Here is a 24,209-nt window from a genome sequence, read left to right as displayed (position 1 = left end):
GCCCTCAAACGCCGCGCCGCCGCGCTGGGCTTCCAGATCAATCCCGTGGGGACGGCTGCATGACAGGTGCCGTCTTCAGGTTAGTTTCTTGAGAGCTTTTGACCTTCTGACGTCAAGCAGGCCAACGCCACGGAGCAACCCAACCCAAACTGTCAGCAACTGGCCTGCCCGCCATCCCGGCGAGTGTGCATGGTGTACGCAGCGAGGAGACTTACACTGATGTCTTTGCCTCCCCTACAACTGCCATGACCACCTACGCTTACCGCCTGCTTAACGTCTTCGCCGAATCCACCTTCGGCGGCAATCCCCTGTGCGTGTTCGAGGATGCGCGCGGGCTGGACACGGCCACCATGCAGGCCCTGGCGCTGCAGTTCAACCTGTCCGAGACCACCTTCATCCTGCCGTCCGAACAGGCCAGCGCGCACGTCCGGATTTTCACGACGGGCTACGAGATGCCCTTCGCCGGCCATCCGACGCTGGGCACCGCGCATGTGGTACGCGAACTGGCCGCTACCGGCGACGCGCTCACGCTGGAGTTCAAGGCGGGCGTGGTGCCGGTGACCGCGCAGGGCGATGTGTGGACGTTCACCGCGCCGCATGCCGGCGAGCCCAAGACCGCGCCAGCCGGCCTGCCCGACGCGCAGATGGCATCACTGCTCGGGCTTGCCGAGAGCGACCTGCTGGCTGCGCCGATCTGGGTCGACACCGGCGCCGACCAGTTGCTGGTGGCGCTCAACAGCGTAGACGCCGTGCGCCGCGCGCAGCCCGATGGCGCGCGCCTGGACGCCTGGCCGCAAAGCAGCCTGGGCCGCAAGACGGCCTACGTCTTCGCCTTCGACCCGACCCGGCCGGGCCAGGTGGTGTCGCGCTATTTCTTCACCAAGCAAGGCGGCGGCGTGGCCGAGGATCCGGGCACCGGCTCGGCCTGCGCCAACCTGGGCGGCTGGCTGATTGCCAACGGCCACGCGCTGCCCGCCGCGTACCAGATCTCGCAAGGCGAGGCGGTTGGCCGGCCGTGCACGCTGCGTCTGGAGGTCACCGCGGATCGGGCGATCCGCGTGGGCGGGCGCGTGATCGAGCTGGGACGGGGCACCATCAACCTGTAACGCGGAGCCGATCGGGCCGGCGCGACAAAGCGGGCGCTACTGCGTTACAGTGAGCGTCTGCCCGGTCCTCCCAACGCTCTAACGCGCGCCCCACACGCGCCAACCGCCATGACCACGCAGCATACCCTGACCAAGCTGGCCGAACTGGAGGCCCACTACGCCGAAGCCGGCGAAGCCTCGCTCGCCAAGGAAGTCGACCATCTGCACCCGCACTACCGTGCCTTCGTCGAAGCCGCGCCGCTCTGCCTGCTATCCACGGTGAGCGGCGAGTACGCCGAGTGCTCGCCGCGCGGCGATGCGCCGGGCTTTGTGCAGGTGCTGGATGAGCGCACCCTGCTGCTGCCGGATCGCCGGGGCAACAACCGCCTGGACAGCCTGCGCAACATCATTGCCGACCCGCGCGTGGGCTTGCTGTTCCTGATCCCCGGCGTGAACGAGACCATCCGCGTGGCCGGCACCGCCCAGGTCTCGGTGGACCCGGCGCTGATCGCACGCTGCATCGTGGATGGCAAGGCGCCGGCCACGGTGCTGGTGATCTCGATCCAGTCGGTGTTCTTCCAATGCGCCCGCGCGCTGGTGCGCTCCAAGCTATGGGACCCGCAGACGCAGGTGGCGCGCAGCAGCCTGCCGAGCAACGGCACCATCCTCACCGCCGTGAGCCAGGCCCCCTTCGACGGTGTCGCCTACGACGCGTCGCAGCCCGCGCGGATGCAGCAAACCCTGTATTGATCCCATGTACACGCCATCCCACTTTGCCAGCACCGAAAGCGACGCCATCGACGAGGTCATGCGCCGCTACCCCTTTGCCACGCTGATCGGCAACGACGCCGATGGCCTGCCGTTCGCCACCCACCTGCCGGTGGTAGCCCAGCGCGGCGGCGACGCCTGGCAGATCGAAGGCCATATGGCGCGCGCCAACCCGCACTGGCGCTGGCTGGAGCAGGCGCCAAGCGCCCTGCTGGTGTTCCAGGGGCCGCACGGCTATGTGTCGCCCGCGCTGTACGAGCAAAAGCTGTCGGTACCGACCTGGAACTACGTCGCCGTGCACGTGTACGCCGAGATCGCCACTCTCCATGACGCCGACGCCAAGGATGCGCTGCTCAAGCGGCTGATCGCGCAGAACGAGCCGGCCTATGCCGCGCAATGGCGTGAGCTGCCGGAGGATTTCCAGCAGAAGATGCTGGGGGCGATCGTGGGCCTGCGCATCGTGCCGACGCGCATCGAAGCCAAGTTCAAGCTCAGCCAGAACCGCCCGGCGGGCGACCGCGCCCGCATTCTCGCGGCCCAGCAGGAAGGCAGCCCGATCGAGCGCGACATGGCGCAGTGGATGGCGCGCATGACGGGCGCCTGAAGCCGGCTTCAAACCCAGCCCGCGCCGCTCAGGCGCGCGGCAGCCACTCCGGCGCGTGCGTGCCCAGCGGCACGGATGGCAGCGCCCAGTGCGCGGGCGTCTCGGACAGGCGCCCCGCATGCGACACCGCGCGCAACTCGCCAAAACCAGACGGCAACGTCACCAGCAGATCTTGCACATCCTCGAAGCGCTGGTCCGGCGCCTGCAATCCGCCTTCCACCCGGCCCAGGCCGCGCAGCCACTGGCCAACCTGCGCCAGCGACACCCGCACATGCCAGCTGCCGCCCTCGGCCGCGCGGCGATGCAGGCCAGCCATGGCGCCAAGCGCCAGCAGGTAGCCGGCGGCATGATCCAGCACTTGCGCCGGCAGCGGCAGCGGCTCCTCGCTGCCAGCCGCGAGCGCTTCCGCGTGGTTGAAGCCGCTTGCGGTCTGCACCAGCGAATCGAAGCCGCGCTTGGCCGCCCACGGCCCCACATGGCCGTAGGCGCTTAACGTCACATAGACGATGCCCGGGCGCGCGCGGGCCACCGCCTCGGGCCCCACGCCCAGCTCCGCCAGCCCCTGCGGGCGATAGCCCTGCACCAGCACGTCGGCGCCATGCAGCAGCTTGTGCAGGGCGCGCTTGTCGTCGGGGTCGCGCAGGTCGAGCTGGCAGGCGCGCTTGCCGCGCCCGGTGTCGATCACCAGCGGGGCGATGCTGGGGAGGTGGGCGGCGCTCACCTGCAGCACATCGGCGCCATGCACGGCCAGCGCGCGCGCTGCTACCGGCCCGGCGATGACGCGGGTGAAGTCGAGCACGCGCACGCCGGAAAGGGGGCGCGCACCGGCTACGGGGAGCGCCGCAAGCGGCTGCGGCGGCGCTTGCCCGATGCGCTCGATGGTGAGCGGCGGCAACGCTTGCAACGCCTGCCCCTGGGGATGGCGGTCCCATTCGTCGAAGCTGCGCAGGGCGGCCACGACCAGGCCGGCCTCGGAAGCGGTGGCCTCGAACGCCTCGGCGTCCCATTTCTGCAAGGCCGAGCGCACCGCGGCGAGATCGTGCGCGCAGCCCAGGATGCGCAGCACGCCGTCCCGGTGATGCGGAAAATTGGCATGCACGCGCACCCAGCGGCCGTCGCCGCAGCGATACAGCCCGGAGAGCTTGTCGCGGAACTCCGGCGCCGGCTCGCCGCCCACGCGCAGGTAGCGCTCGCTGCGGAACTCGGCCACGGCGTGGCGCATGTCGACAGCCACATCCTGCCAGCGCCGGCTGCGCTGCTGCCACAGCATGGCGGCCGCCAGCGCCGACGCGCCCAGGCTGGCCTGGGCGGCCACGCCCACCGCAAACGACGACGGCAGCGCCGGATCGGTGCCGCTGAGCTGCAGCCGGTCCAGGGCGGCGGCCGGCAGCCCGGCGGCCTGCCAGAGCCCGGCTACGGCCTCGAACGGGGTTGGGCGGGCGGGATCGGAAAGGCTGGAGGTCGGGGTTGGCGTCGGCATGGCGGCAAGGCTCCACAGGGCGGGTGCGCTCTCTCCATCCTAGGCCGCGCCAGCTGTTTTTGCCCCCGCGCGCGCAGTTTGCACGACTCTGGTCCCCGGCACGGTAAAATCACCCGATCCGGCATTCCGCCATGCAATCGAGCAGCGCGGCAGGCTGCGCGCCAAATTCCGGCCGCCGCTCCGCCTCCTGACTTAACCGCCCACCGGCGCCACCATGAGCAACGACCCCAAAGCCAACGACAGCACGCCCGCCGCATCCAATTTCCTGCGCAGCATCATCGACCAGGACCTCACCGCCGGCACCTACGCCGGGCGCCAGGATGCCCAGGGCGAGCCGTTGCCCCCCGTCATCACCCGCTTCCCGCCGGAGCCCAACGGCTACCTGCATATCGGCCATGCCAAGAGCATCTGCGTGAACTTCGGCATGGCGCGCGATTTCGGTGGCCGCTGCCACCTGCGCTTCGATGACACCAACCCGGTCAAGGAAGACACCGAATACGTCGACTCCATCATCGACGCGGTGCACTGGCTCGGCTTTAGCTGGGACAGCACGGCCAAGGACGGCAGCAAGCAGCCCCACCTGTATTACGCCAGCGACTACTTCGACCAGCTCTACGCCTTCGCCGAAAAGCTGATCGAGCGCGGCGTTGCCTACGTGGACAGCCAGAGCGCCGAGCAGATCGCCGCCAACCGCGGCGACTTCTCCCGCGCGGGCACGCCCTCGCCGTTCCGCGACCGCAGCGTCGAGGAAAACCTGCAGCTGTTCCGCGACATGCGCGACGACAAGTACGCCGACGGCGAGCACGTCCTGCGCGCCAAGATCGACATGAACGCGCCGAACATCGTGATGCGCGACCCGGTGATCTACCGGATCCGCCACGCGCATCACCACCGCACGGGCGACAAGTGGTGCATCTACCCGATGTACGACTTCACCCACTGCATCTCGGACGCGCTGGAAAACATCACGCATTCGCTGTGCACGCTGGAGTTCGAGAACAACCGCCCGCTGTACGACTGGGTGCTGGCCCAGCTGCGCGAATGCGGCGTGTTCAGCGAGCCGCTGCCGCACCAGTATGAATTCGCCCGCCTGAACCTGACCTACGCCATCACCAGCAAGCGCCGCCTGCTCCAACTGGTGAACGAAAACCGCGTGGATGGCTGGGACGATCCGCGCATGCCCACCATCGTGGGCGTGCGCCGCCGCGGCTTTACGCCGGAATCGATCCAGTTGTTCTGCGACCGCATCGGCGTGGCCAAGTCCGATAGCTGGATCGACATGAGCACGCTGGAAGGCGCCGTGCGCGACGACCTCGATGCGCGCGCCGCGCGCGGCGCGGCCGTGCTGGATCCGCTCAAGCTGATCCTCGACAACTACCCCGAAGGCCAGAGCGAAGACTGCACCGCGCCCGTGCATCCGAAAAAGCCGGAGCTGGGCATGCGCGTCTTCCCGCTGACGCGCGAGCTGTGGATCGAGCGCGACGACTTCAGCGAAGCGCCGCCCAAGGGCTACTTCCGCCTGTTCGCGCCCAAGGACGGCACCCCGGGCAGCAAGGTACGCCTGCGCCACGGCTACGTGATCGAGTGCACGGGCGTGGACCGCGACGCCGACGGCAAGGTCATCGCCGTGCATGCCAACTACCTGCCCGAGACCAGGAGCGGCACGCCTGGCGCGGACAGCGTCAAGGTCAAGGGCAATATCCATTGGGTCAGCGCGGCGCATGCGTATGAAGCCGAAGTGCGGCTGTACGACCGCCTCTTCAACGACCCGAACCCGGACGCTGGCGGCAAGAACTTCCTCGACGCGCTGAACCCGGACTCCAAGAAGATCGTCACCGCCTACCTGGAACCCGGCCTGGCACAAGCCGCTCCGGAGGATCGCTTCCAGTTCGAGCGCCAGGGTTATTTCGTGGCCGACCGCGTGGATTCGAAGCCCGGCAAGCCGGTGTTCAACCGCATTGTCGGGCTGCGCGACAGCTGGGGGAAGTAAGCCCATGCAAACCGTAACCTTCCCGCTGGAGGGCGAGCATATCGCCCTGAACGACCTGCTCAAGGTGGCGGGCGTGTGCGACAGCGGCGGCGCCGGCAAGGCGCTGGTGGCGGCCGGCGAAGTCTCGGTCGACGGCGCGGTGGAATCGCGCAAGACCGCCAAGATCCGCGCCGGCCAGGTCGTCAGCGTGGCCGGCGTGAAAATCCGCGTGGTGGCGGTCTGAGGCCGACCCGTTCGCAAGCACGCCCGGCGGCCGGCCAGTCCGGTCGCCGGGCGTTTTCCTCCAAGCAAAGGAAATAACAATGCCGATCGCATTCTGGTGTGTGCTGCTGACAGGGATCCTGCCCGTTGCGACGGTGGGCATTGCCAAGGCGAGCGGAAGCGCCTACGACAATCACGACCCGCGCGGCTGGCTGGAAAAGCAGGCCGGACGGGCGCGGCGCGCCGACATGGCCCACCGCAATCACTTCGAGGCCTTCCCCTTCTTCGCCGCGGCCGTGCTGTGCGCCACGCACCTGCAAGCGCCGGGCGCCCGCATCGACGAGCTGGCGCTGGTCTTCATCGCCGCGCGCGTCCTGTACACCGTGTGCTACCTGGCCGATCGCGCCACCTTGCGCACGCTGTGCTGGACCATCAGTTTCCTGTCGGTGATCGGTATCTTCCTGTTGCCGGTGTTCGTGCACTGAGGCCACGCATCATGCGGCTTTCGACGGCTGTCATTTGCGCGCTCTGCCTGCTGGCGCCGGGCCTGTCCGGCACGGCGCGGGCGGAGCCCGTCAACTTCACGGTGGACCCGACGCACACCACGGTGTACTTCGCCGCCAGCCACTTCGAGCGGACCTCGGTACGCGGGCGCTTTGGCAAGATCGATGGCCGCATCAGCTATGACGAAGCCAGCGGCAGCGGCGCGATCGACTTCACGGTCGATGCCGACTCGGTCGATTCCGGCAACCGCACGCTGGACGGCATCCTGCGCTCGGCCCAGTTCCTCGATGCCCAGAGTTTCCCCGTGGTCCGGCTGCGCGCGAATCGATTCGTGCGGGACGGCGACCGGCTGGTGGCCGTGGAAGGCGAGCTGACCCTGCACGGCGTCACGCAGCCGCTGCGGCTGGAAGCCGAGCGCTTCAGCTGCGGCGAGATCTCCCTGTTCGGCATCAAGCGCCATGTGTGCGGCGGAGACTTCCGCGCCGTGCTGTCGCGCAGCGCCTTTGGCATGACGCGCTTCCTGCCGGAAGTGGGCGATACCGTGGTTCTGACCATGTCGGTGGAGGCCACGCCGGCGCTGCCGGCGCTGGAGTGACAGCTACGCCACGAACGCGTCCGGCATCGCCACGCATGTCGGCCCGGCGACACCTGAAAATTCGAATTCTTCTGTAGAATCAGCGGTTTGCATTTTCCGGCCGGCCCGTTTCCGGCCTCCGCCTGAACGGGGAACCCGAAAATAATGATCACGATTCAAGTTGGGGATGTGGTGGCCGCCTCGCTGGCCGCCGCGGGCGCTTGCCTGATCTGCAGCATCCCGATGGCCTTCCTGCGCAATTTTCCGGCGTGGGCTTTGCGCACCTATGGCCGCCGCGCGCTGCTGGTGCCGCTGATGATCCTGCCGGTGGGCAGCTGGCTGGCCAGCCTGGCCCTGTCGGGGCAGATCGACAGTCCCGCCGGCCACGCCATGGTGATTGCCATCGCTTTTCTTTGCCTGACGCTGGCGTCGGCCCTGCTGCGCTACTACCTGAGCGATTACCGAAAATCCCGCTGAGCCGCCGCCAGGCCATCCATGAGCACGCCCCTGCGCTTTGACATCGAGGCCGGCGCCGAAACGCTGGCCGCCGACCGCATCGACCCCGGCAACGGCGCGAGCTGCCTGCTGCTGCACGGCGCCGGCACCAGCCACAGTGCGCGCTGGCTGGCATTGCGCCAGGCGCTCGCCGCGCACGGCGTGGGCAGTGTCGCCATCGATTTTTCCGGCCACGGCGAGAGCTCGGCGCGCACGCCCAACTCGCTGGCCAAGCGCCTGCGCGAGGCCAAGGCGGCGCTAGCCCACCTGGATGGCACCGCCCCCAGAGCCGTGATCGGCATCAGCATGAGCGGGGAAATCGCCGTGCGGCTGGCCGCCGATCCGGGCAACCACATCGGACGGCTGCTGACGCTGGTGGGTGCCGCCTATGACCCGGCCGCGTTCGAGCTCCCCTTCGGTCCGGCCTTTACGGCCGTGCTGCGCACCCCCGGCAGTTGGCGCGCCTCGCTCGCCTTCGATCTCATTACCCAATTCCGCGGCCGCCTGACGCTGGTACGCGGCGCCAACGACGCAGTCATCCCGCCGGGCATTGCCGATACGCTTGCCCGGCGCGCAACCCTGGCCGAACGCGTGGAGATAGTCGACCTGCCGGATACCGGCCACTTGCTGGGCGAGGCCTGGCAAAACCAGCCCGGCTTTGCCGACAGGCTGAGCGCAATCACACTGCGCGCCGTGGCCCCCTGAGAGGCCAGCGCGAGATCGCCGCGCCCGATTCACGTATGATGCGGCCTTTCGCTTCTCGCAGCCTTTGCCGCGCCCGCTTCCTTCATGGCTCTTAAATCCACCATCTTCAAGGCCGAACTGTCCGTATCCGACATGGATCGGCCCTATTACGGCAGCCACGCCCTGACCATTGCCAAGCACCCGTCGGAAAACGACGCGCGCATGATGGTGCGGCTGCTGGCCTTTGCCTGCGAAGCCAGCGAAACCCTGGCCTTCACCCGCGGTCTGGACGAGCCCGACGAGCCGGACCTGTGGGAAAAGACCCTGACCGGCGACATCGCGCACTGGATCGAGCTGGGCCAGCCGGACGAATCGCGCCTGAAGCGCGCCGCGGCCCGTGCCGATCGCGTCACCGTGTTCACCTACAATGGTGCAAGCGCGCGTGAATGGTGGAAGGGCATGGCCGGCAAGGCGGGCAAGCTGCGCAACGTGACCATTTACAATGTGCCGGCCGAGGCGGTGGAAGCACTTGCCGCCCTGGCGCAGCGCGCCATGCGGCTGTCGGTCACGATCCAGGATAGCGAGATCTGGGTCAGCGACGACGACCACAACGTCCGCATCACGCTCGAAGTCCTGCAACAGCCAGCGGGCTGAGCCGTTCCCGTTTCACCAATCCGCCCGGTGCGGCCGGCTTGCCGCCAGCCTCACCGAACCCGTGACCCTCGCTGATACAGCACAAGGAAGCCATCCATGAATACCACTCCCTCCGGCCTGCAATTTGAAGACACCGTCACCGGCGAAGGCGCCGAAGCCACGGCAGGCAAGCATGTCACGGTGCATTACACCGGCTGGCTCTACGAGAACGAACAAGCCGGCCGCAAGTTCGACTCGAGCAAGGACCGCAACGACCCCTTCGTGTTCCCGCTGGGCGCCGGCCACGTCATCCGCGGCTGGGATGAAGGCGTGCAAGGCATGAAGGTTGGCGGCACCCGCCGCCTGGTGATCCCGGCCGAGCTGGGCTACGGCGCGCGCGGCGCGGGCGGCGTGATTCCGCCGAACGCCACGCTGCTGTTCGAAGTGGAACTGCTGGCAGTCTGATCGCCTGGCTGCCGCCCGCCAGCGGCGGCCAGCGACATCCCGTCCCGCACCTTGCGCGGATGGGGCAAAAAAGAGGGGCGCCCACGGGCGCCCCTCTTTGCATTGCGCTGCGGCCAGGCCGCGATCAGAAGCTGATCGCGGCGTTGCCCACGTCGACGCGCACCTTGTCGCGGTCCAGCAGGCGGGCGGCATGGCGGGCGTAGTCCTGGGCCCACGCGGCATCGCCGCTAAAGCGCTGCTCGCCGGAGAACTTGGCCACGCTGAGGATCTTGTCGATCACCAGCACCTTGCCTACCGGACTGGAGGCCTGGCAATCGAGCTCGGCGTATTCGCGGTCGAACCAGCGCCAGCCAGCATCCTCGGTGACCGCCGCCAACTCTGCGTCGCCAATGGTGAAGCCAAATTCCTTGCCGGTACCGAAAACTACCGTGAGCGTGCGCGCCATAGCCTGTTCTCCTGGTTGATGCGCCATTGTAAAGACATAGCAGGCGATACCGCCACCTTGCCCCGCAGATAGTGTCAGTCCGCGACGTTAGCCCCAGCGTCACCCAGGTAACTCGCAGCGCGGCGCCAGCACGGCCTGCGCCACTTCGGCGCCGGGCTGCTGCGCGAAGGCTACCCAGGCCAGCTTGCTCGGGTCGGCCCCGGCCGGCAACGGCACGCTGCCCGACCAGGCCAGCCCCTCGGGCGGCACGGCGAAGGGGCCCAGCCATAGCCGCACCACCCGCTCGTGATGCAAGGTGGCACCCTGGTTCTCGCCAGCCTTCACCGCCGACACCAGCCCGTCCTCGACCAGCGCGGCATAGGCCTGCAATGGCCCGGAGCGGGCTGCGGGCGTCACATTCAGCGCGACCTGCACCTGTGCGGCCCGGAGCGCCTGCCAGCCTAGCCGGAGCGATGCGCCGGGCGCTTGCGCATTGATCTCGGCGACGCGCGCCGCGACCTCGCCTGCGTCTTGCCAGCGGCGCTGCTCGCGCGCGCCGACAAACACCTCGGGCGTATATACCGTATGACTGCCGACGGCGCTCGCCAGCATGCGCTGGCGCGCGGTAAACACCGGGCTGGCAAAGCGGTCGCGCCAGCCCAAGCTGTCCCAGTAGTCAACGTGCAGCGCCAGCGCCAGAGCCTGTGAAGCCGGCAGCCGAGCGGCCTGCGTGCCAAGCCAGCGATCGGCCGGCGGGCAGCTGTTGCAGCCCTCCGAGGTGTAGAGCTCGATCAGCGCGAGCCGCTGGGGCGGGCTGTCATGCAGGCACGCGGCCGGCACGGCGCCGGCCGCCGCGCGCACCGGGCCGGCCAGCGCGGCGAGTATCAGCACCGGCGCCCAGCGCAGCGGCCAGGACCCGGGCTTGCAGGATTGCCGGGAGGGATTGCGCGGCCCGGCATCCCGGTACATGTTGGCAGCGGCCTGCGCCGATTGTTCGAGATGGGTGTGCATGCTGGACCTCCGAAGGCTGCCTGACCGTTGTCAGTCGCACACAACCTGCCGGACCTTACAGACATTTCTGCGCGCCATGTGGTTTCCATGCCGCCTGCCGCGCAGCTTTGGATTATGCTTGCATCATGGCCATCACCCGACAAGATCTCGAAACAGATCGGCTGCGTGCTTCTCTTTGCAGCACGCCTGTGGCTTCCTCGCTACTTCCCGAAGAAGCTTTCGAACGTTCCCTGCGCGCTACGCTGGACCAGCGGCCGGATACGCCCGGGCTGGCCGGCGATGTCCTGCTGTTCGGCTATGGCTCGCTGATCTGGAACCCGATGGTGATTCACACGGATCGCCAGCTGGCTAGCGTGCATGGCTACCACCGCGGCTTCTACCTGTACTCGCGCATCAACCGCGGCACCTGGGACGACCCGGGCCTGGTGCTCGCGCTGGACCGCGGCGGTTCGTGCCACGGCGTCGTCTTCCGCATCCCCCATCACATGATCGAGCAGGAATTCCGCCTGCTGTGGCGCCGCGAGATGCTGACCGGCGCCTACCATCCGCGCTGGCTGAACGTGAAGATGGCCGGCAGCCCGCCGCAGCGCGCGCTGGCCTTCGTGATGAACCGTCAGCACGAGGCCTATGCCGGGCGCCTGCCGGACGACCGCGTGGTCGCCTGCCTGCGACACGCCTGCGGCCTGTATGGCCCGGCCCGCGAATACCTGCAGCAAACGCTGCTCGGGCTGGCCACCAACGGGGTCGACGATCCCTACCTGGGACGGCTCTGGCGCCGGCTGCAGGATACGGATGCCACGGCCGCACAGGCTGTCAGCGAAACCGCCTGACCCAGGAGCGACCAGCATGCCACGCCCTGCTGCCCGCCCCCGCCGACTGGTGCTTGCCGAAGTGCTGGGGCTGACCGGATTGCTGATGGGCGGCGCGTTGCTGGCCGGCCCCGGTGGGTCGACGCTGGCCGCGCGCCCTGCCGGCAGCGGCCCGGCCCAGTCTTCGCCGCGCTCGCACGGGCAAGGCGCCGCCGGCTCCGCCGCGCCTGCGCACGATAGCGTTGGCGGACTCGACCGCAATCTGCTTGCCGCGGCAACGCTGGGAGACCTCGAGCTGGTCAAGCGCTTGCTGGCTTCCGGCGCTTCCGCCCAGGCCGCCGACGAACGTGGCCGCAGCGCCTTGCTGGTGGCGGTCTACAGCCGCCACGCCGAGGTCGCCAAGGCGCTGGTGGCGGCAGGCGCCGATGTCAACCGCAAGGACATGGAATCCAACAGCCCATTCCTGCTGGCCGCGTCCACCGGGCAGCTTGAGCTGGTGCAGCTGGCGCTGGCGCATGGCGCCGACATCAACAGCACGGACAGCTACGACAACACCGCCCTGATCGCCGCGTGCGAGCATGGCAATACCGAAGTGGTAAAGGTCTTGTTGAAAGCCGGCGTGGCGGTCGACCATATCAACCGCCAGGGCTGGACCGCTTTGCTGGAGACCATCGTCATGGGCGATGGCAGCGCGCGGTATGAAGACACCGTGCAGTTGCTGCTGGACGCGGGCGCGGACGCCAACCTCGCCGACCGGGATGGCACCACCCCGACCCGGCACGCGCGCGAGCGCAGCTACAAGACCATGGTGAAGATGCTGGTGCGCGTGCGCGGGCACTGACGCGGGCACGGATGTGCCCGCGCGCGTCCCGCTGTTGCGACGCTACCCGGCCAGGCCGCTCAGGCCGTTCATGCCGCCGCCGGCTTCGACTCCGCGCTGCGCGCGTTCTCGCTTTCCTGCAGCGCGCGCCACATCACCTTGCCCGTGCCCGACTTGGGCAGCGCGTCGACAAACTCCACCACGCGCGGGTACTTGTAGGCCGCCATGTTTTCCTTGGCCCACTCGATGATTTGCTCGGGCGTGGTCTTGCCCTTGGCATGCGTCTTGAGCACCACCACCGCCTTGACGGTTTCGCCGCGATACGCATCGCGCGTGCCGATGATGCACGCTTCCTGCACGTCGGGATGCTTGTACAGCAGGTTCTCCACCTCGGCGGGCCACACCTTGAACCCCGACGCATTGATCATGCGCTTGAGCCGGTCGGTGATGAAGTAGTAGCCCTCTTCGTCCATGCGGCCCAGGTCGCCGGTGCGGAAGAAGGTCTTGCCATCGAACTCGATGAAGGCATCGCGCGTGGCATCCGGCTTGCCCCAGTAGCCCTTGAACACCTGCGGGCCGCACACGATGATCTCGCCGATCTCGTTGACCGCCACTTCCTTGAGCGTGACCGTGTCGATCACGCGTGCGTCGGTATTGAAGGTGGGCACGCCCAGGCACTGCAGCTTGGGCCGGTCGCCCGGATTGCTGTGGGTCGGCGCCATGGTTTCGGACAAGCCATAGCCTTCGATGTAGTTGAGGCCGAACTGCTGCTTCAGACGCTCCGCCACCGCCTGCGGCATGGCCGCGCCGCCGCCGCCGATATAGCGCAGGCTCGACAGGTCGAACTGGTCCAGGTTCGGGCTGCCCAGGAAATCGATCACCATGGTCGGGATGTTGGTCCAGTGCGTGACCTGGAAGCGCGAGATCAGCCGGCCCGCGACTTCCCGGTCCCAGCGCGGCAGCATCACCACGGTGGCGCCGCTGTAGATCGGGCCGTTCATGCCGTACTGCATGCCGGTCACGTGGAACAGCGGCAGCACCGCCAGGATCGTCGATTCCGCGCCGCTGCCGCTCCAGGTGCCGCCACCGATCACGTTGTGCATGACGGAACGGTGGGTGTGGATGCAGCCCTTGGGAAAGCCGGTGGTGCCCGAGGTGTATGGCATCACAGCCATATCGTCCGGGCCCGCGGTATGCGGGCCAGGCACCAGTTGCGCGGCCAGCGCCTCGGCCCACGGGGTTGCGCCGGCCGGCAGCGGATGCTGCGCGGTCAGCCAGGCACCGGGGGCGTCTTCGGGGTTCTCGTAGCTGACCGGCAGCGCGTCGCTGTATTGCGTGACCAATAGGTGCTGCAGGCGCTGCTCGGGCGGCAGCTCGTTGTTGGCTTGCTCGGCGCCCATGGCCAGATCCGCGCTGCAGATCGCCACGCTGGCCTGCGCGTCGGTGATGTAGTGCTTGAATTCCTCGGCCCGGTTCATCGGGTTGACCGGCACGACCACGGCATCCGCGCGCAGGATCGCGTAGTACGCAATGATGAATTGCGGGCAGTTCTGCATATACAGCAGCACCCGGTCGCCCTTCTTCACGCCGGCCTTTTGCTGCAGCCAGCCCGCCATGGCGCTGGCCTGGGCTTCCAGCGCCCGGAAGGTGATGGCGTTGCCGAAATAGCGGATGGCAGCCTTGTCGGCGTAGCGATGGGCGGAGACCACCAGGTTGTACCAGAGCGAGGTCTCCGGCAACACGATCTCGGTAGGCATGCGCTTGGGCCAGAACTGGAAATGCGGGCGCGCGGGCTGGGGGGTCTGCATAAAGGTCTCCTATGCGGTCTATCCGACCTAATCTTGGAATGCGAGGCGAGGAATGAATCTGGTGAAGCTGGCAATCCGCCAAGCAATATAACCGAACGACCGTTCTTTTTTCAATCCATCCTTACCCTTGCCTGTGCCTGTGCTCTTGCCTGCGCCGGCTTCGATGCCGCATTGCCAAGGTTGCATTCGGCGGGACAGCCCCTATATAAGGCGCATGACGTCATTGCCCGGGCGGAGCCTTTCGCGCGGGCGTCCCACACTCCGAGGCCAAGCCATGAGCGACGTAACCCTGCAGAATTTTGACGCCGACGTGATCGAGACGTCGCGCCATATCCCGGTGCTGGTGGATTTCTGGGCGCCGTGGTGCGGCCCTTGCCGCACCTTGGGGCCGATGCTGGAAAAGCTTGAGGGCGAGGCGGCCGGCAAATGGCGGCTGACCAAGGTGAACGTGGATGAGAACCAGGAGCTGGCCTCGCATTTCGGCGTGCGCAGCATTCCCCACGTGGTGGCGTTTGCCGACGGCCAGGCGGTGGACCAGTTCACCGGCGTGCTGCCGGAATCCGGGCTGCGCGAGTTTATTGCCCGCGTGATGCCCGACCCGGGCAAGGTGGCACTGCGCGCTGCCCGCGACGCCGCCGCCGCGGGCGACCGCGAGGCGGCCAGATCGGCGTTCCAGGCGGCGCTGGCGTTCGACCCCGGCTTTGACGCGGCTCGCCTCGAATACATCGGCTTCCTGCTGGACGAAGACGCACTGGACCAGGCCCAGTCGGAGTTCGGCATGCTGTCCCCGAATGCGGCCGAGGAGGACGGCTACGCAGCGCTGTGCACCCGGATCGAAGCCATGCGCGGTGCGTCGGACCTGCCGGACGCGGCCACCCTGGCGGCCCGCATCGCCGAAGCGCCCGGCGACCTGCAGGCGCGGCTGGACCTGGCGCGCGCGCTGATCGCGCACCGGCAATATGAGCCGGCGCTGGAGCAACTGCTGGCCATCGCACGCACGGACCGCACCTTCGAGGATGATATTGGCCGCACGGCCATGCTGTCGGTATTCAAGCTGATGAGCGATCAGCCCGACGTGGTGTCGCGCTATCGCCGGCTGCTGGCCTCGGCGCTCAATTAAACTGGCGGATGCATGCGGCGGGCCAGGCCCGCCGTTTTATCCGCCCAGCCAACTCCCCGTTCCGCCGTGACTGCCTCCCCGCCCCGCCTGATCGACTTCCAGACCGACCACGAACCGCTGCCCAGCCACGACCGTCCGCGCCCCGACCGGCTGGTCGCCGGCAACCCGGACCGCACCACCTGGACGCACTACAGCGCCAGCCAGGGCGACTTCGATTGCGGCATCTGGGCCTGCGAGCCGGGCGCGTGGCGCATTGCGTTTCCGGCCGGCAAGGAGGAGTTCTTCCATATCATCAGCGGCCGCCTGCGTATCAGCGACGACGCGGGCAACGCCCGTGAGTTCGGCCCCGGCGACGCCTGCGTGATCCCGGCCGGCTTCACCGGCCTGTTCGAGGTGATCGAGCCGGTGCGCAAGCACTTTGTCGTGCTGGACCGGGCTGCCGCCGACGCCATCTAGGCCGCCTGCTCCGCCGGCGCCTCGATCAGGCTGAAGCCGTTTTCGCGCATGTGGTTGACCATCATCGCGTCCATCGACTTCACGTGCTGGTCGAACCAGCCGGGCAGCTCCGACAAGAGCCGCCGGCCCAGCGCCAGGTCGCCCTCGGCCACCTTGTCGCGCACCGCGCCGGCCACCGCCAGCACCTGCTCGTGCTCGCCGCGATGGCAATGCTGCGGACCGAAGGCCATCGCCTCCATCCACGCTTGCTCCTGGCCGAAATGATGGCGGGTATGGTCGATCCATTCATCCAGGGCCGCCAGGAAGCCAGCGTCGTCGGCGCGCGTGGCGGCGTCCAGCAACTGTACGAACTCGGCGTGGGTCGCATCGGTGACCGGCTCGCCCAACAGCAGGTCGGGGGCCAGTGTGGCGGTACTCGGAGAAGAGGAATCGGTCATATCGGGGGGACAAAATCAGGCAAACCGCAAGGATACCGAATCCGCGGCGGCGCGGCCTGATCCAGAACAAAGCGGGGCGCCGCCAGGGCTGCCGGCGCTCGCAGGGTATGCTCAAGGCTGGCTCTTTCATTGCACCAGGCTGATCCCTGGCTTCCCACATGCCCCGACTGCTCTTCTTCTGCGGCCATGCCGGCACCGGCAAGACCACCCTGGCCCACCGCCTGATCGGCCCGCTGATGCAGGCCACCGGCGAGCCGTTCTGCCTGCTCGACAAGGACACGCTCTATGGCGGCTACAGCGCCGCGGCAATGGGCGCGCTGACCGGCGACCCGAACGACCGCGACAGCCCGACCTACCTCAAGCACCTGCGCAATGCCGAATACCATGGCCTGCTGGACACCGCGCGGGAAAACCTCGCCCTGGGCATCAGCGTGATCGTGGTGGGCCCGCTATCGCGCGAGGTGCGCGACCACCTGCTGCACGATCCCGAATGGCTGCGCGTGTCCGCCGGCACCATCGTGCGCACCCTGTGGGTGCACCTGCCGGAAGACGAGGCCCGCGCGCGCATCGTCAAGCGCGCCAATCCCAACGATGCCTACAAGCTGGCGCACTGGGACGACTACCGCACCCGGCGCTTCATGCCCGAGCCGGCGCAGCACCCAGAACTGACCTACTTCGACAATACGGCGCCGAACGACGCCGCTGTGGACGCCCTGCTCGCCACGCTCGCGGCGTAGCGATAGCGATGTGCCCGGGCGCTCATTCCGGTGTGGGGATGGCGTCCGGCGCCGTGAGCGCGGCCAGCACGCTTGACGCCGCCACCATCCCGAACACCGCGGTGACCGCCACCGACGAGCCAAAGCCGGCGCAGGCCAGCCCCTGCGGGCCGGCCGGCGGCTCGGTCGACGCGCCTGGCGCGGCTTCCGGGGCCTCGTCGATCTCGCAGGACTGCTGCTCGGGCTCCGGATAGCGCAGCGGCTCGTCGGAGAAGACCGCGTCGATGCCGAACTTGCGCTTGGGGTTGCGCGGCCAGCCCCAGTCCTTGCGCAGGGTGGAGCGCACCTTGGCCAGCAGCGGATCCTGCACGGTGCGGGAAAAATCGACCACGCGGATGCGGGTCGGGTCAAGCTGGCCGCCGGCGCCGCCGCAGGTGATGATGCGCCGGCCTACGCGGCGCGCCCAGCCCAGCATGGCGATCTTGACCTTGACCGAGTCGATCGCATCGATGATGTAGTCGTGCCCGTCGAGCAGTTCGACCAGGTTCTCCGGGGTCACGAAATCGTCCACCTCCGTCACCCGGCAGCGCGGGTTGATCTGCACCATGCGCTCCGCCATGGCCTGCACCTTGGCGCGGCCATAGGCATCGCCCAGCGCGTGGATCTGGCGGTTGGTGTTGGATACCGCGATATGGTCGAGATCGATCAGCGTGACACGGCCGACCGCATTGCGCGCCAGCGCCTCGGCCGCCCAGCTGCCCACCCCGCCGATGCCGACCACGCAAACGCTGGCCGCCTCCAGCCGCGCCAGGCCCGCCGCGCCATACAGGCGCGCCACGCCACCGAAGCGCCGGTGGTAGTCGTCATCCTCCGGGCTCTCGTGGGTAAGGGCCGGCGGCAGTTGCGCCAGCTCCGGTTCCGGCTGGGTGGAAGTTGCGGGGACGAGGTTGCTCATTTCTACGCTCGAAGCTGGCTGAATTGGAGGACACTGCGGGGCAAAAGCGCGCGTTGCCGCACCTTGTCAGCCAAGCGCCGACAGGGAAACGGGGCGCGCAACTATACAATACCTACAGCAGTGGTTCGACCGCCGCATTGTCTCGCAGAGAGCTCGCGGCTGCCGGCGCCAATCAGGAAACCGATCCCATGCCCCTGCGCCGCAAGGCTGTTCTCTGGAGTGTACTGACGCCGCTGGTGCTCATCGCGGCGCTGGTCGTGATCATTCTGAGCTTCGACTGGAACCGGCTCAAGCCGTGGCTGAACCAGCGGGTCACCGACGCCATCGGCCGGCCTTTCGCCGTGAACGGCGACCTCACCCTGACCTGGCGCAGCGCCAAGGGCGAGACCGGCTGGCACACCTGGGTTCCCTGGCCGCGCCTTTCGGCGCGGGATATCACCGTCGGCAACCCGGAATGGGCACACGAGGCCAACTTTGCCACCGTGCGCGAGCTGATCTTCGTGCTGCGCCCGCTACCCCTGCTCGCCCACCAGATCTCGATCCCCACCATCACCGTCGACAGCCCCGCGGTCTGGCTGGAGCGGCTGGCCGACCAGCGCAACAACTGGACCTTCGCCACGCCCGCGGGCAAACCGCCCTCGCAGTGGCGGCTCGACATCGGCGAGATCGCGCTGGCGCGCGGGGACCTGGCGCTGAACGACCAGGCAATGAAGATTGAGCTGCAGGCGCGCCTGGACACCATCGGCGACGCCGCCCTCTATGACAAGACCCGCGACGGCGCCCTGATCGCGCCGCCGGCATCCGGCGCGGCCGGCGCGGGCGCATCGGGCCCGGCCAGCGCGGCCGGCCAGCCCGGCGGCACAGGCGCCGCCGGCAACGCCGGCCAGCGCTATGGCATCCGCTGGAAGGCCACGGGACGCTACAACCAGGCCACCATCAACGCCACCGGCAAGGCCGGCACGGTGTTGAGCCTGCGCGACACCCAGGATCCCTTCCCCCTGCAGGCCGATGTGCGGGTGGGCAATACCCGCGCGGTCGTGGAAGGCACGCTGACCAACCCCGCCCACCTGGGCGCGCTCGACATGCACCTGCAGCTGTCGGGCGACAGTATGGCCAAGCTGTACGCACTGACCGGCATCGTGCTGCCGAGCACCCCGCCCTACGAGACCCGTGGCCGGCTCGTTGCCACATTGCGCAAGGGCGCGTCCGTGTACCGCTACGACAAGTTTTCCGGGCGCGTCGGCGGCAGCGACCTGAACGGCTCGCTCACCTACACGCAGCGCCAGCCGCGCCCCATGCTGTCGGGCGAACTGGAATCGAACCAGCTGCGCTTCGAGGACCTGGCCCCGCTGATTGGTGCGAACGCCAAGCCCGGGCAGGCGGCCCCCGACAGCACAGTGCGCCAGCCCGCCGACAAGGCGCTGCCGGTGGCGCCGTTCCGCACCGAGCGCTGGGACAGCATCGACGCCGACGTGAAGTTCACCGGCAAGCGCATCATCCGTACCGTCGACTTGCCGATCACCGACCTCGCCACCCATCTCAAGCTCGAGGATGGCGTGCTGACGCTGGACCCGCTGAATTTTGGCGTGGCCGGCGGCAACCTGACGTCTTCCCTGCAGCTCAATGGCAAGCGCGAGCCGCTGGCGGCCACCATCGACATGAAGGCGCGCCACCTCAAGCTCAAGCAGCTGTTCCCGAAATTCGAGACGATGCGCGCCAGCGTCGGCGAGGTCAACGGCAGTGCCAAGCTGAGCGCCACCGGCAACTCGGTGGCGGCCTTGCTAGGCTCGTCCAATGGCGAAGCCAAGCTGCTGGTGGAAAACGGCACGGTCAGCAAGTTCCTGCTCGAGGCGATGGGCCTGAACGTGGGCAGCGTGGTGATCTCCAAGCTGTTCGGCGACAAGCCGGTGCAGATCAATTGCGGCGTCAGCGACTTCAGCTTCACCAACGGCGTGGCGCGCTCGCGCGTCTTCGTCATCGATACGCACGACGCCGTGATCGACACCAGCGGCGCCATCGACCTTGCCAGCGAGCGGCTTGCGCTCACCGTGCGGCCGGATTCCAAGGGCCTGCGCATCTTCTCGCTGCGCTCGCCGCTTTATGTAGGCGGCACGCTGAAAAAACCCTCGGTCAGCCCGGACATCGGCGTGCTGGCATTGCGCACCGGCGGCGTGGTGGCACTGGCGCTGGCAGCGCCGGTGGCCACGGCAGTCCTGCCCTTGATCGATCTCTCCACTTCCCCCGACAGCCAGTGCGGCAAGCTGCTGGCGGAGATTCGCACGCGCCCGACCGCCCCGCCGCCCGGGCAGACCTACCGCGACCCGAAGACCGGCAAGACCAACCAGGCGGCCGGCCCCGCACCGTCGCCCGACGCGCAATCCGCGCCTGCGGCCGCGGCGCCGGTCAAGCCCGCTGAACCGTCGCGCCCCGTCACACCCGAGCGGCCGGCGCCGGGCAACTCGCTCTATCAGGGCGGCTGAAAAGACGGCTGAACGCCACCGCGCCAGCCCGGCAGCAACCTGCGACGTTGCTTGTTTGCGACACCCATCCTTTCGACGACGCAATTTCGCAACACTTTGGTGCATTGCAACGCAAGCCATCGTTGTGTATCGCCCACGTTCGATCGCATAATTAAACGGCCATTTACAACGAAGTTTTCAATACGTGGCATGAAGCGGATGTCCGGCTCCGATGCATTTCGAGGCTGGCGTCCTTCTCAGGGTGCGGTCTCGGCCGCACTTGTTTTTCCCGATTTTCCCTTCCAGCCCCCGCCCCTGCATGACGCCGCTACACGCCACCGTCCCGCCGATCAGCTGCCTGATCGCGCTAACGGTGTGCAATCACGTAGCCTTCAATGCCAGCCGCGTGGTGGTTTCGCTGTTCGCCCTCTCGCTCAAAGCCTCGACCGTCACGCTCGGCATCCTGATGTCGCTCTATGCGCTGCTGCCGATGCTGCTGGCGATCCATGCGGGCAAGCGCATCGACGAGATCGGGCCGCGCAAGCCGATGACCGCGGGCTCGCTGATGGTGGTCGCGGGCACGCTGTTGCCGGCGGTGTGGCCTGGCATCGCAGCGCTCTATCTTTCCTGCGCGCTGATCGGCGTCGGCTTCATGCTGGTGCAGGTCGCCATGCAACTGCTGATCGGACAGATTTCCACCGATGGCACGCGGCTGCGCAACTACACGCTGCACGCGCTGGGATTGTCGTTCTCCGGCACGCTGGGCCCGGTGGTGATGGGCTATGTGATCGAACACGCTGGCTACCGGCCTGCTTTCTTCGTGCTGGTGGCGGTGGCCGCGGCCGGGCTGATCGGCCTGCATTTCGTGCGCGGGCGGCTGCCGGCGCAGGGCGGGCGGGCGGCGCGCAGCGCGATCGTGGACGGCACCCGCAACTCCACCCTTGGCTTGCTTGCCCACCCGGAACTGCGCGCGGTCTTTATCGCCAGCGCGGTCCTGTCCGCGGCCTGGGACCTGCACGCCTTCCTCATTCCCATCCAGGGCACCCGGGTTGGACTCTCGCCGTCGTCGATCGGCTGGGTGCTGGGCGCCTTCGCCATTGCCACCTTCGCCATCCGCGTGGCGATGCCGCTGGTCTCGCGCCGGCTCTCGGAGTGGAAGGTGATCCGGGTCGCGCTGCTGGTCGGGGCGGTGGCCTACCTGCTCTACCCCTTCGTGACCGAATTCTGGCTGATGTGCTGCCTGGCGTTCCTGCTAGGCCTGGCGCTCGGCAGCGCCCAGCCCAATGTCATGAACATCCTGCACACGGCTTCGCCCACCGGGCGCGCCGGCGAGGCGCTGGGATTGCGCTCGGCCGTGCTCAATACCAGCCAGGTGGTGTGGCCGCTGACCTTTGGCGTGGTCGGCACGGCGCTTGGCATGCTGCCGATTTTCCTGTCGATGGCAGGGGCAATGGGCGTGGCTGGCTATTACTCGCGCGGCCAGGCCCGCAAGCTGCCCCAGCCGCCGGCCTGAGGCGCCCACGGCATCGCGCATGAGTTGCGTGCGCGCAAATGCGGTCTGCTGCGCTTTCGCTATACTCAAATCAGACAGGCCGCCGGCGCCATGCATGCTTGCCCCGCGCGCGGCCTGCTGACTCGATACCTGATCCGACATGACCCAACTCGCCGACCTCCGCCGCACCTACGTACTCGGATCGCTGTCCGAATCCGATGTGGCGTCCGATCCCATCAGCCAGTTCCAGCGCTGGTTCGATGAAGCCATCCACGCCAAGCTCCCGGAACCCAATGCCATGACGCTGGCCACCGTCGACGCCGACGGCCAGCCCTCTGCACGCATCGTGCTGCTCAAGGGCATGGACGCCCAGGGCTTTACGTTTTTCACCAACTATGAAAGCCGCAAGGGCCTGGACCTTGCCGCCAACCCGCGCGCGGCGCTGCTGTTCCACTGGGTGCAGCTGGAGCGCCAGATACGCGTGGAAGGACACGTTGAAAAAGTGACCGATAGCGAGAGCGATGCTTACTATGCGTCGCGCCCGCTGGGCTCGCGCCTCGGGGCGTGGGCCTCGGAGCAGAGCCGCGAGGTAGCGGACCGCACGGTGCTGGAGCAGCGCGAAGCGGATTTCCGCGCCAAGTTCGGCGATAACCCGCCGCGCCCGGCGCACTGGGGCGGCTACCGGCTGGTGCCGACCCGCATCGAGTTCTGGCAGGGACGCCCGTCGCGCCTGCACGACCGGATCGCCTACCGCCTGGCGCCGGATGGCAGCTGGCAGATCGTGCGCCTGTCGCCCTGAGTACCGTGAGCGCGGTGCCGCCGGCCGCCGAGGTCGCGCACTGCACAATATTAGGAATTGTCGTAAAGTAAGTCAGGGTCGCTTTCCAGTCTTGCGAGGAAGCGGCGATCAGGAGCAGGCCCCGCCTGCCCTGTGCTGTAGTTCGAGGAGTGTGCCGCAACCATCAGGAGGGAGGCCGCATGTTTTTCAAGCAAGCACTGGACAAGCAACTGGACCACTGGATCGCCGACCTGCGCGACCGGGCCAATCTCCCCGTGAGGTTGCGGCTATGGAACGGCAACGAGTATCCGCTCGGCCGTTTCGAGCAGCCAGCGGTGACCCTGACCGTACGCGAGGCGGGCGCCCTGCCCCTGTTGCTCACGCCTAGCCTGGACAACCTCGGCGAGGCCTATGTCCAGGAGAAGATCGACCTGGACGGCAAGCTCAGCGATATCATCGCCGTGGCTTACCGCTTCTCGGCTGCCGCCAGCGCGCAAGCCGGCGGCGCACTGGCACGCGTGGCCCAGCATTTCGCCCACACCAAGGCAGCGGACAAGGCCTCGATCCAGTATCACTACGACGTATCCAACGAGTTCTACCGGCTCTGGCTGGACCCGGGCATGGTGTACTCCTGCGCCTACTTCGAGCATGGCAATGAAGACCTTGCCACGGCCCAGCGCAAGAAGATCGACCACATCCTGACCAAGATCCGGCTGCAGCCCGGACAGACCTTGCTCGACATCGGCTGCGGCTGGGGCGCGCTGGTGATCCGTGCGGCGCAGAAGTTCGGCGCGCGCTGCGTCGGCATCACGCTGTCGCAGAACCAGTTCGACCTGGCGACGGAACGCGTCAGGCAGGCGGGCCTGTCCGACCGCATCGAGATCCGCCTGCAGGATTACCGCGACACCGCCGGCACCTTCGACCGCATCACCAGCGTCGGCATGTTCGAGCACGTCGGCAAGAACAACCTCGCCGCCTATTTCGGCCGCATGCGCGAGCTGCTGGCCGATGATGGCTTTGCCATGAACCACGGCATCACATCGCCGGACCCCGACAGCGGCGCCACGCCCATGGACGGCTCCGAGTTCATGGATCGATACGTGTTCCCACAGGGCGAGCTGCCGCACATCGGCATGGTGCTCAACAGCCTGCAACGCGGCGGCCTGGAGGCCACCGATGTGGAGCTGATGCGCGGTCACTACCGGCGCACGCTGCAGCATTGGGCGGACAACTTCGAAGCGCAGGGTGATACCATCCGCGCCATGGTGGGCGAAAAGAAATACCGCATCTGGCGCGTCTACCTGGCAGGCTGCGGCCATGCCTTCGATACCGACCAGATGTCGATCTACCAGGTGGTTTGCCACAAGGCCGGCCTCTCGTCGCAGAGCTTGCCCTGGTCGCGCCGCTACATCTACGACAAATCGCTTGACTGAAAATCGGC

At 67.8% G+C, this 24,209-nt stretch carries 26 protein-coding genes; 20 read left to right on the top strand and 6 right to left on the bottom strand.

Annotated features, from left to right (window positions below; genetic code table 11):
• Positions 1–245: 245 nt before the first annotated feature.
• The 3 genes from ACYP5B_RS30855 (at position 246) to ACYP5B_RS30845 (ending at position 2,457) form a co-directional block, all read left to right on the top strand.
• On the top strand, positions 246–1,106 hold the full coding sequence (locus ACYP5B_RS30855) for a PhzF family phenazine biosynthesis protein (RefSeq protein ID WP_459572190.1): 861 nt from the start codon (positions 246–248) through the stop codon (positions 1,104–1,106).
• 108 nt (positions 1,107–1,214) lie between these two features.
• The gene (locus ACYP5B_RS30850; RefSeq protein WP_459572189.1) at positions 1,215–1,835 is read left to right on the top strand and encodes a pyridoxamine 5'-phosphate oxidase family protein; all 621 of its coding nucleotides are present in this window, start codon (positions 1,215–1,217) and stop codon (positions 1,833–1,835) included.
• Between the two features lie 4 nt (positions 1,836–1,839).
• Entirely contained in the window at positions 1,840–2,457 is a 618-nt protein-coding gene (locus tag ACYP5B_RS30845; protein ID WP_459572188.1) for an FMN-binding negative transcriptional regulator, read from the top strand.
• Between the two features lie 28 nt (positions 2,458–2,485).
• Here ACYP5B_RS30845 and ACYP5B_RS30840 read toward each other — a convergent pair whose 3' ends face one another.
• On the bottom strand, positions 2,486–3,937 hold the full coding sequence (locus ACYP5B_RS30840; protein WP_459572187.1) for a CoA transferase: 1,452 nt from the start codon (positions 3,935–3,937) through the stop codon (positions 2,486–2,488).
• A gap of 214 nt (positions 3,938–4,151) precedes the next feature.
• Between ACYP5B_RS30840 and ACYP5B_RS30835 the strand changes: the two genes are divergently transcribed.
• From ACYP5B_RS30835 to ACYP5B_RS30800, 8 genes are all read left to right on the top strand, one after another.
• Positions 4,152–5,927 (top strand): glutamine--tRNA ligase/YqeY domain fusion protein, encoded by a 1,776-nt coding sequence (locus ACYP5B_RS30835; protein ID WP_400101449.1) that lies wholly within the window; start codon positions 4,152–4,154, stop codon positions 5,925–5,927.
• 4 nt (positions 5,928–5,931) lie between these two features.
• Positions 5,932–6,150: an RNA-binding S4 domain-containing protein gene (locus ACYP5B_RS30830; protein ID WP_459572185.1), complete on the top strand. Its 219-nt coding sequence runs from the start codon at positions 5,932–5,934 to the stop codon at positions 6,148–6,150.
• A gap of 79 nt (positions 6,151–6,229) precedes the next feature.
• Positions 6,230–6,613 carry an MAPEG family protein gene (locus ACYP5B_RS30825; protein WP_459572184.1) on the top strand — a complete coding sequence of 128 codons (384 nt, stop codon included), beginning with the start codon at positions 6,230–6,232 and terminating at the stop codon, positions 6,611–6,613.
• 11 nt (positions 6,614–6,624) lie between these two features.
• Positions 6,625–7,227, top strand: coding sequence for a YceI family protein (locus ACYP5B_RS30820; RefSeq protein WP_400101445.1), 603 nt, complete (start codon positions 6,625–6,627; stop codon positions 7,225–7,227).
• A 144-nt stretch (positions 7,228–7,371) separates the two neighbouring features.
• The gene (locus ACYP5B_RS30815; RefSeq protein ID WP_267603960.1) at positions 7,372–7,683 is read left to right on the top strand and encodes a hypothetical protein; all 312 of its coding nucleotides are present in this window, start codon (positions 7,372–7,374) and stop codon (positions 7,681–7,683) included.
• 18 nt (positions 7,684–7,701) lie between these two features.
• Complete coding sequence (locus ACYP5B_RS30810; protein WP_459572183.1) at positions 7,702–8,406, top strand: alpha/beta hydrolase; 705 nt, start codon at positions 7,702–7,704, stop codon at positions 8,404–8,406.
• 84 nt (positions 8,407–8,490) lie between these two features.
• Positions 8,491–9,039: a YaeQ family protein gene (locus ACYP5B_RS30805; protein WP_267603962.1), complete on the top strand. Its 549-nt coding sequence runs from the start codon at positions 8,491–8,493 to the stop codon at positions 9,037–9,039.
• 96 nt (positions 9,040–9,135) lie between these two features.
• Positions 9,136–9,483, top strand: coding sequence for an FKBP-type peptidyl-prolyl cis-trans isomerase (locus ACYP5B_RS30800; protein WP_006162999.1), 348 nt, complete (start codon positions 9,136–9,138; stop codon positions 9,481–9,483).
• A gap of 124 nt (positions 9,484–9,607) precedes the next feature.
• Here the strand turns inward: ACYP5B_RS30800 and ACYP5B_RS30795 are convergent, their stop codons facing one another.
• Together ACYP5B_RS30795 and ACYP5B_RS30790 are read right to left on the bottom strand one after the other, a co-directional pair.
• Positions 9,608–9,928 (bottom strand): hypothetical protein, encoded by a 321-nt coding sequence (locus ACYP5B_RS30795; RefSeq protein ID WP_043348426.1) that lies wholly within the window; start codon positions 9,926–9,928, stop codon positions 9,608–9,610.
• Positions 9,929–10,027: 99 nt separating this feature from the next.
• On the bottom strand, positions 10,028–10,918 hold the full coding sequence (locus ACYP5B_RS30790) for a DUF1223 domain-containing protein (protein WP_400101440.1): 891 nt from the start codon (positions 10,916–10,918) through the stop codon (positions 10,028–10,030).
• Between the two features lie 125 nt (positions 10,919–11,043).
• Between ACYP5B_RS30790 and ACYP5B_RS30785 the strand changes: the two genes are divergently transcribed.
• Both ACYP5B_RS30785 and ACYP5B_RS30780 read left to right on the top strand, forming a co-directional pair.
• Entirely contained in the window at positions 11,044–11,748 is a 705-nt protein-coding gene (locus tag ACYP5B_RS30785; RefSeq protein WP_459572182.1) for a gamma-glutamylcyclotransferase, read from the top strand.
• 16 nt (positions 11,749–11,764) lie between these two features.
• Positions 11,765–12,568: an ankyrin repeat domain-containing protein gene (locus tag ACYP5B_RS30780; RefSeq protein ID WP_400101436.1), complete on the top strand. Its 804-nt coding sequence runs from the start codon at positions 11,765–11,767 to the stop codon at positions 12,566–12,568.
• Between the two features lie 68 nt (positions 12,569–12,636).
• On the opposite strand, the gene ACYP5B_RS30775 is transcribed toward ACYP5B_RS30780, so the two are convergent.
• Complete coding sequence (locus ACYP5B_RS30775) at positions 12,637–14,355, bottom strand: long-chain fatty acid--CoA ligase (protein ID WP_459572181.1); 1,719 nt, start codon at positions 14,353–14,355, stop codon at positions 12,637–12,639.
• A gap of 274 nt (positions 14,356–14,629) precedes the next feature.
• On the opposite strand from ACYP5B_RS30775, the gene trxA reads away from it, so the two are divergent.
• Positions 14,630–15,475 carry a thioredoxin gene (gene trxA / locus ACYP5B_RS30770; RefSeq protein ID WP_318236845.1) on the top strand — a complete coding sequence of 282 codons (846 nt, stop codon included), beginning with the start codon at positions 14,630–14,632 and terminating at the stop codon, positions 15,473–15,475.
• Between the two features lie 66 nt (positions 15,476–15,541).
• Positions 15,542–15,931: a cupin domain-containing protein gene (locus tag ACYP5B_RS30765; RefSeq protein WP_459572180.1), complete on the top strand. Its 390-nt coding sequence runs from the start codon at positions 15,542–15,544 to the stop codon at positions 15,929–15,931.
• Here the strand turns inward: ACYP5B_RS30765 and ACYP5B_RS30760 are convergent.
• Positions 15,928–16,368, bottom strand: a complete 441-nt coding sequence (locus ACYP5B_RS30760) for a bacteriohemerythrin (protein WP_400101430.1) — start codon at positions 16,366–16,368, stop codon at positions 15,928–15,930. The genes ACYP5B_RS30765 and ACYP5B_RS30760 overlap by 4 nt on opposite strands.
• A gap of 158 nt (positions 16,369–16,526) precedes the next feature.
• Here ACYP5B_RS30760 and ACYP5B_RS30755 point away from each other — a divergent pair, with 158 nt between their 5' ends.
• Positions 16,527–17,105, top strand: a complete 579-nt coding sequence (locus ACYP5B_RS30755; protein ID WP_267603969.1) for a P-loop nucleotide/nucleoside kinase family protein — start codon at positions 16,527–16,529, stop codon at positions 17,103–17,105.
• Positions 17,106–17,127: 22 nt separating this feature from the next.
• Here ACYP5B_RS30755 and tcdA read toward each other — a convergent pair whose 3' ends face one another.
• A complete protein-coding gene (gene tcdA / locus ACYP5B_RS30750) occupies positions 17,128–18,039 on the bottom strand; it encodes a tRNA cyclic N6-threonylcarbamoyladenosine(37) synthase TcdA (protein ID WP_267603970.1) in 912 nt (303 codons plus the stop codon).
• A gap of 188 nt (positions 18,040–18,227) precedes the next feature.
• On the opposite strand from tcdA, the gene ACYP5B_RS30745 reads away from it, so the two are divergent.
• From ACYP5B_RS30745 to ACYP5B_RS30730, 4 genes are all read left to right on the top strand, one after another.
• Positions 18,228–20,519 (top strand): AsmA family protein, encoded by a 2,292-nt coding sequence (locus tag ACYP5B_RS30745; RefSeq protein WP_459572179.1) that lies wholly within the window; start codon positions 18,228–18,230, stop codon positions 20,517–20,519.
• Positions 20,520–20,817: 298 nt separating this feature from the next.
• On the top strand, positions 20,818–22,011 hold the full coding sequence (locus tag ACYP5B_RS30740) for an MFS transporter (RefSeq protein ID WP_400093307.1): 1,194 nt from the start codon (positions 20,818–20,820) through the stop codon (positions 22,009–22,011).
• Positions 22,012–22,150: 139 nt separating this feature from the next.
• The gene (gene pdxH, locus ACYP5B_RS30735) at positions 22,151–22,789 is read left to right on the top strand and encodes a pyridoxamine 5'-phosphate oxidase (protein WP_267603972.1); all 639 of its coding nucleotides are present in this window, start codon (positions 22,151–22,153) and stop codon (positions 22,787–22,789) included.
• Between the two features lie 179 nt (positions 22,790–22,968).
• A complete protein-coding gene (locus ACYP5B_RS30730; protein WP_459572178.1) occupies positions 22,969–24,201 on the top strand; it encodes a class I SAM-dependent methyltransferase in 1,233 nt (410 codons plus the stop codon).
• Positions 24,202–24,209: the final 8 nt, after the last annotated feature.

The organism is Cupriavidus sp. 8B (assembly GCF_054589115.1).
This window is presented reverse-complemented; position numbering and strand designations above follow the sequence as displayed.

Coding starts and splice junctions, on each gene's coding strand:
- ACYP5B_RS30850 (WP_459572189.1), top strand. CDS start 1,215: ATGACCACGCAGCATACCCTGACCAAGCTGGCCGAACTGGAGGCCCAC.
- ACYP5B_RS30855 (WP_459572190.1), top strand. CDS start 246: ATGACCACCTACGCTTACCGCCTGCTTAACGTCTTCGCCGAATCCACC.
- pdxH (WP_267603972.1), top strand. CDS start 22,151: ATGACCCAACTCGCCGACCTCCGCCGCACCTACGTACTCGGATCGCTG.
- ACYP5B_RS30845 (WP_459572188.1), top strand. CDS start 1,840: ATGTACACGCCATCCCACTTTGCCAGCACCGAAAGCGACGCCATCGAC.
- ACYP5B_RS30785 (WP_459572182.1), top strand. CDS start 11,044: ATGGCCATCACCCGACAAGATCTCGAAACAGATCGGCTGCGTGCTTCT.
- ACYP5B_RS30810 (WP_459572183.1), top strand. CDS start 7,702: ATGAGCACGCCCCTGCGCTTTGACATCGAGGCCGGCGCCGAAACGCTG.
- ACYP5B_RS30815 (WP_267603960.1), top strand. CDS start 7,372: ATGATCACGATTCAAGTTGGGGATGTGGTGGCCGCCTCGCTGGCCGCC.
- ACYP5B_RS30835 (WP_400101449.1), top strand. CDS start 4,152: ATGAGCAACGACCCCAAAGCCAACGACAGCACGCCCGCCGCATCCAAT.
- ACYP5B_RS30760 (WP_400101430.1), bottom strand. CDS start 16,368: ATGACCGATTCCTCTTCTCCGAGTACCGCCACACTGGCCCCCGACCTG.
- ACYP5B_RS30775 (WP_459572181.1), bottom strand. CDS start 14,355: ATGCAGACCCCCCAGCCCGCGCGCCCGCATTTCCAGTTCTGGCCCAAG.
- ACYP5B_RS30800 (WP_006162999.1), top strand. CDS start 9,136: ATGAATACCACTCCCTCCGGCCTGCAATTTGAAGACACCGTCACCGGC.
- ACYP5B_RS30740 (WP_400093307.1), top strand. CDS start 20,818: ATGACGCCGCTACACGCCACCGTCCCGCCGATCAGCTGCCTGATCGCG.
- ACYP5B_RS30755 (WP_267603969.1), top strand. CDS start 16,527: ATGCCCCGACTGCTCTTCTTCTGCGGCCATGCCGGCACCGGCAAGACC.
- ACYP5B_RS30825 (WP_459572184.1), top strand. CDS start 6,230: ATGCCGATCGCATTCTGGTGTGTGCTGCTGACAGGGATCCTGCCCGTT.
- ACYP5B_RS30830 (WP_459572185.1), top strand. CDS start 5,932: ATGCAAACCGTAACCTTCCCGCTGGAGGGCGAGCATATCGCCCTGAAC.
- ACYP5B_RS30745 (WP_459572179.1), top strand. CDS start 18,228: ATGCCCCTGCGCCGCAAGGCTGTTCTCTGGAGTGTACTGACGCCGCTG.
- trxA (WP_318236845.1), top strand. CDS start 14,630: ATGAGCGACGTAACCCTGCAGAATTTTGACGCCGACGTGATCGAGACG.
- ACYP5B_RS30730 (WP_459572178.1), top strand. CDS start 22,969: ATGTTTTTCAAGCAAGCACTGGACAAGCAACTGGACCACTGGATCGCC.
- ACYP5B_RS30795 (WP_043348426.1), bottom strand. CDS start 9,928: ATGGCGCGCACGCTCACGGTAGTTTTCGGTACCGGCAAGGAATTTGGC.
- ACYP5B_RS30840 (WP_459572187.1), bottom strand. CDS start 3,937: ATGCCGACGCCAACCCCGACCTCCAGCCTTTCCGATCCCGCCCGCCCA.
- ACYP5B_RS30820 (WP_400101445.1), top strand. CDS start 6,625: ATGCGGCTTTCGACGGCTGTCATTTGCGCGCTCTGCCTGCTGGCGCCG.
- ACYP5B_RS30780 (WP_400101436.1), top strand. CDS start 11,765: ATGCCACGCCCTGCTGCCCGCCCCCGCCGACTGGTGCTTGCCGAAGTG.
- ACYP5B_RS30805 (WP_267603962.1), top strand. CDS start 8,491: ATGGCTCTTAAATCCACCATCTTCAAGGCCGAACTGTCCGTATCCGAC.
- ACYP5B_RS30790 (WP_400101440.1), bottom strand. CDS start 10,918: ATGCACACCCATCTCGAACAATCGGCGCAGGCCGCTGCCAACATGTAC.
- tcdA (WP_267603970.1), bottom strand. CDS start 18,039: ATGAGCAACCTCGTCCCCGCAACTTCCACCCAGCCGGAACCGGAGCTG.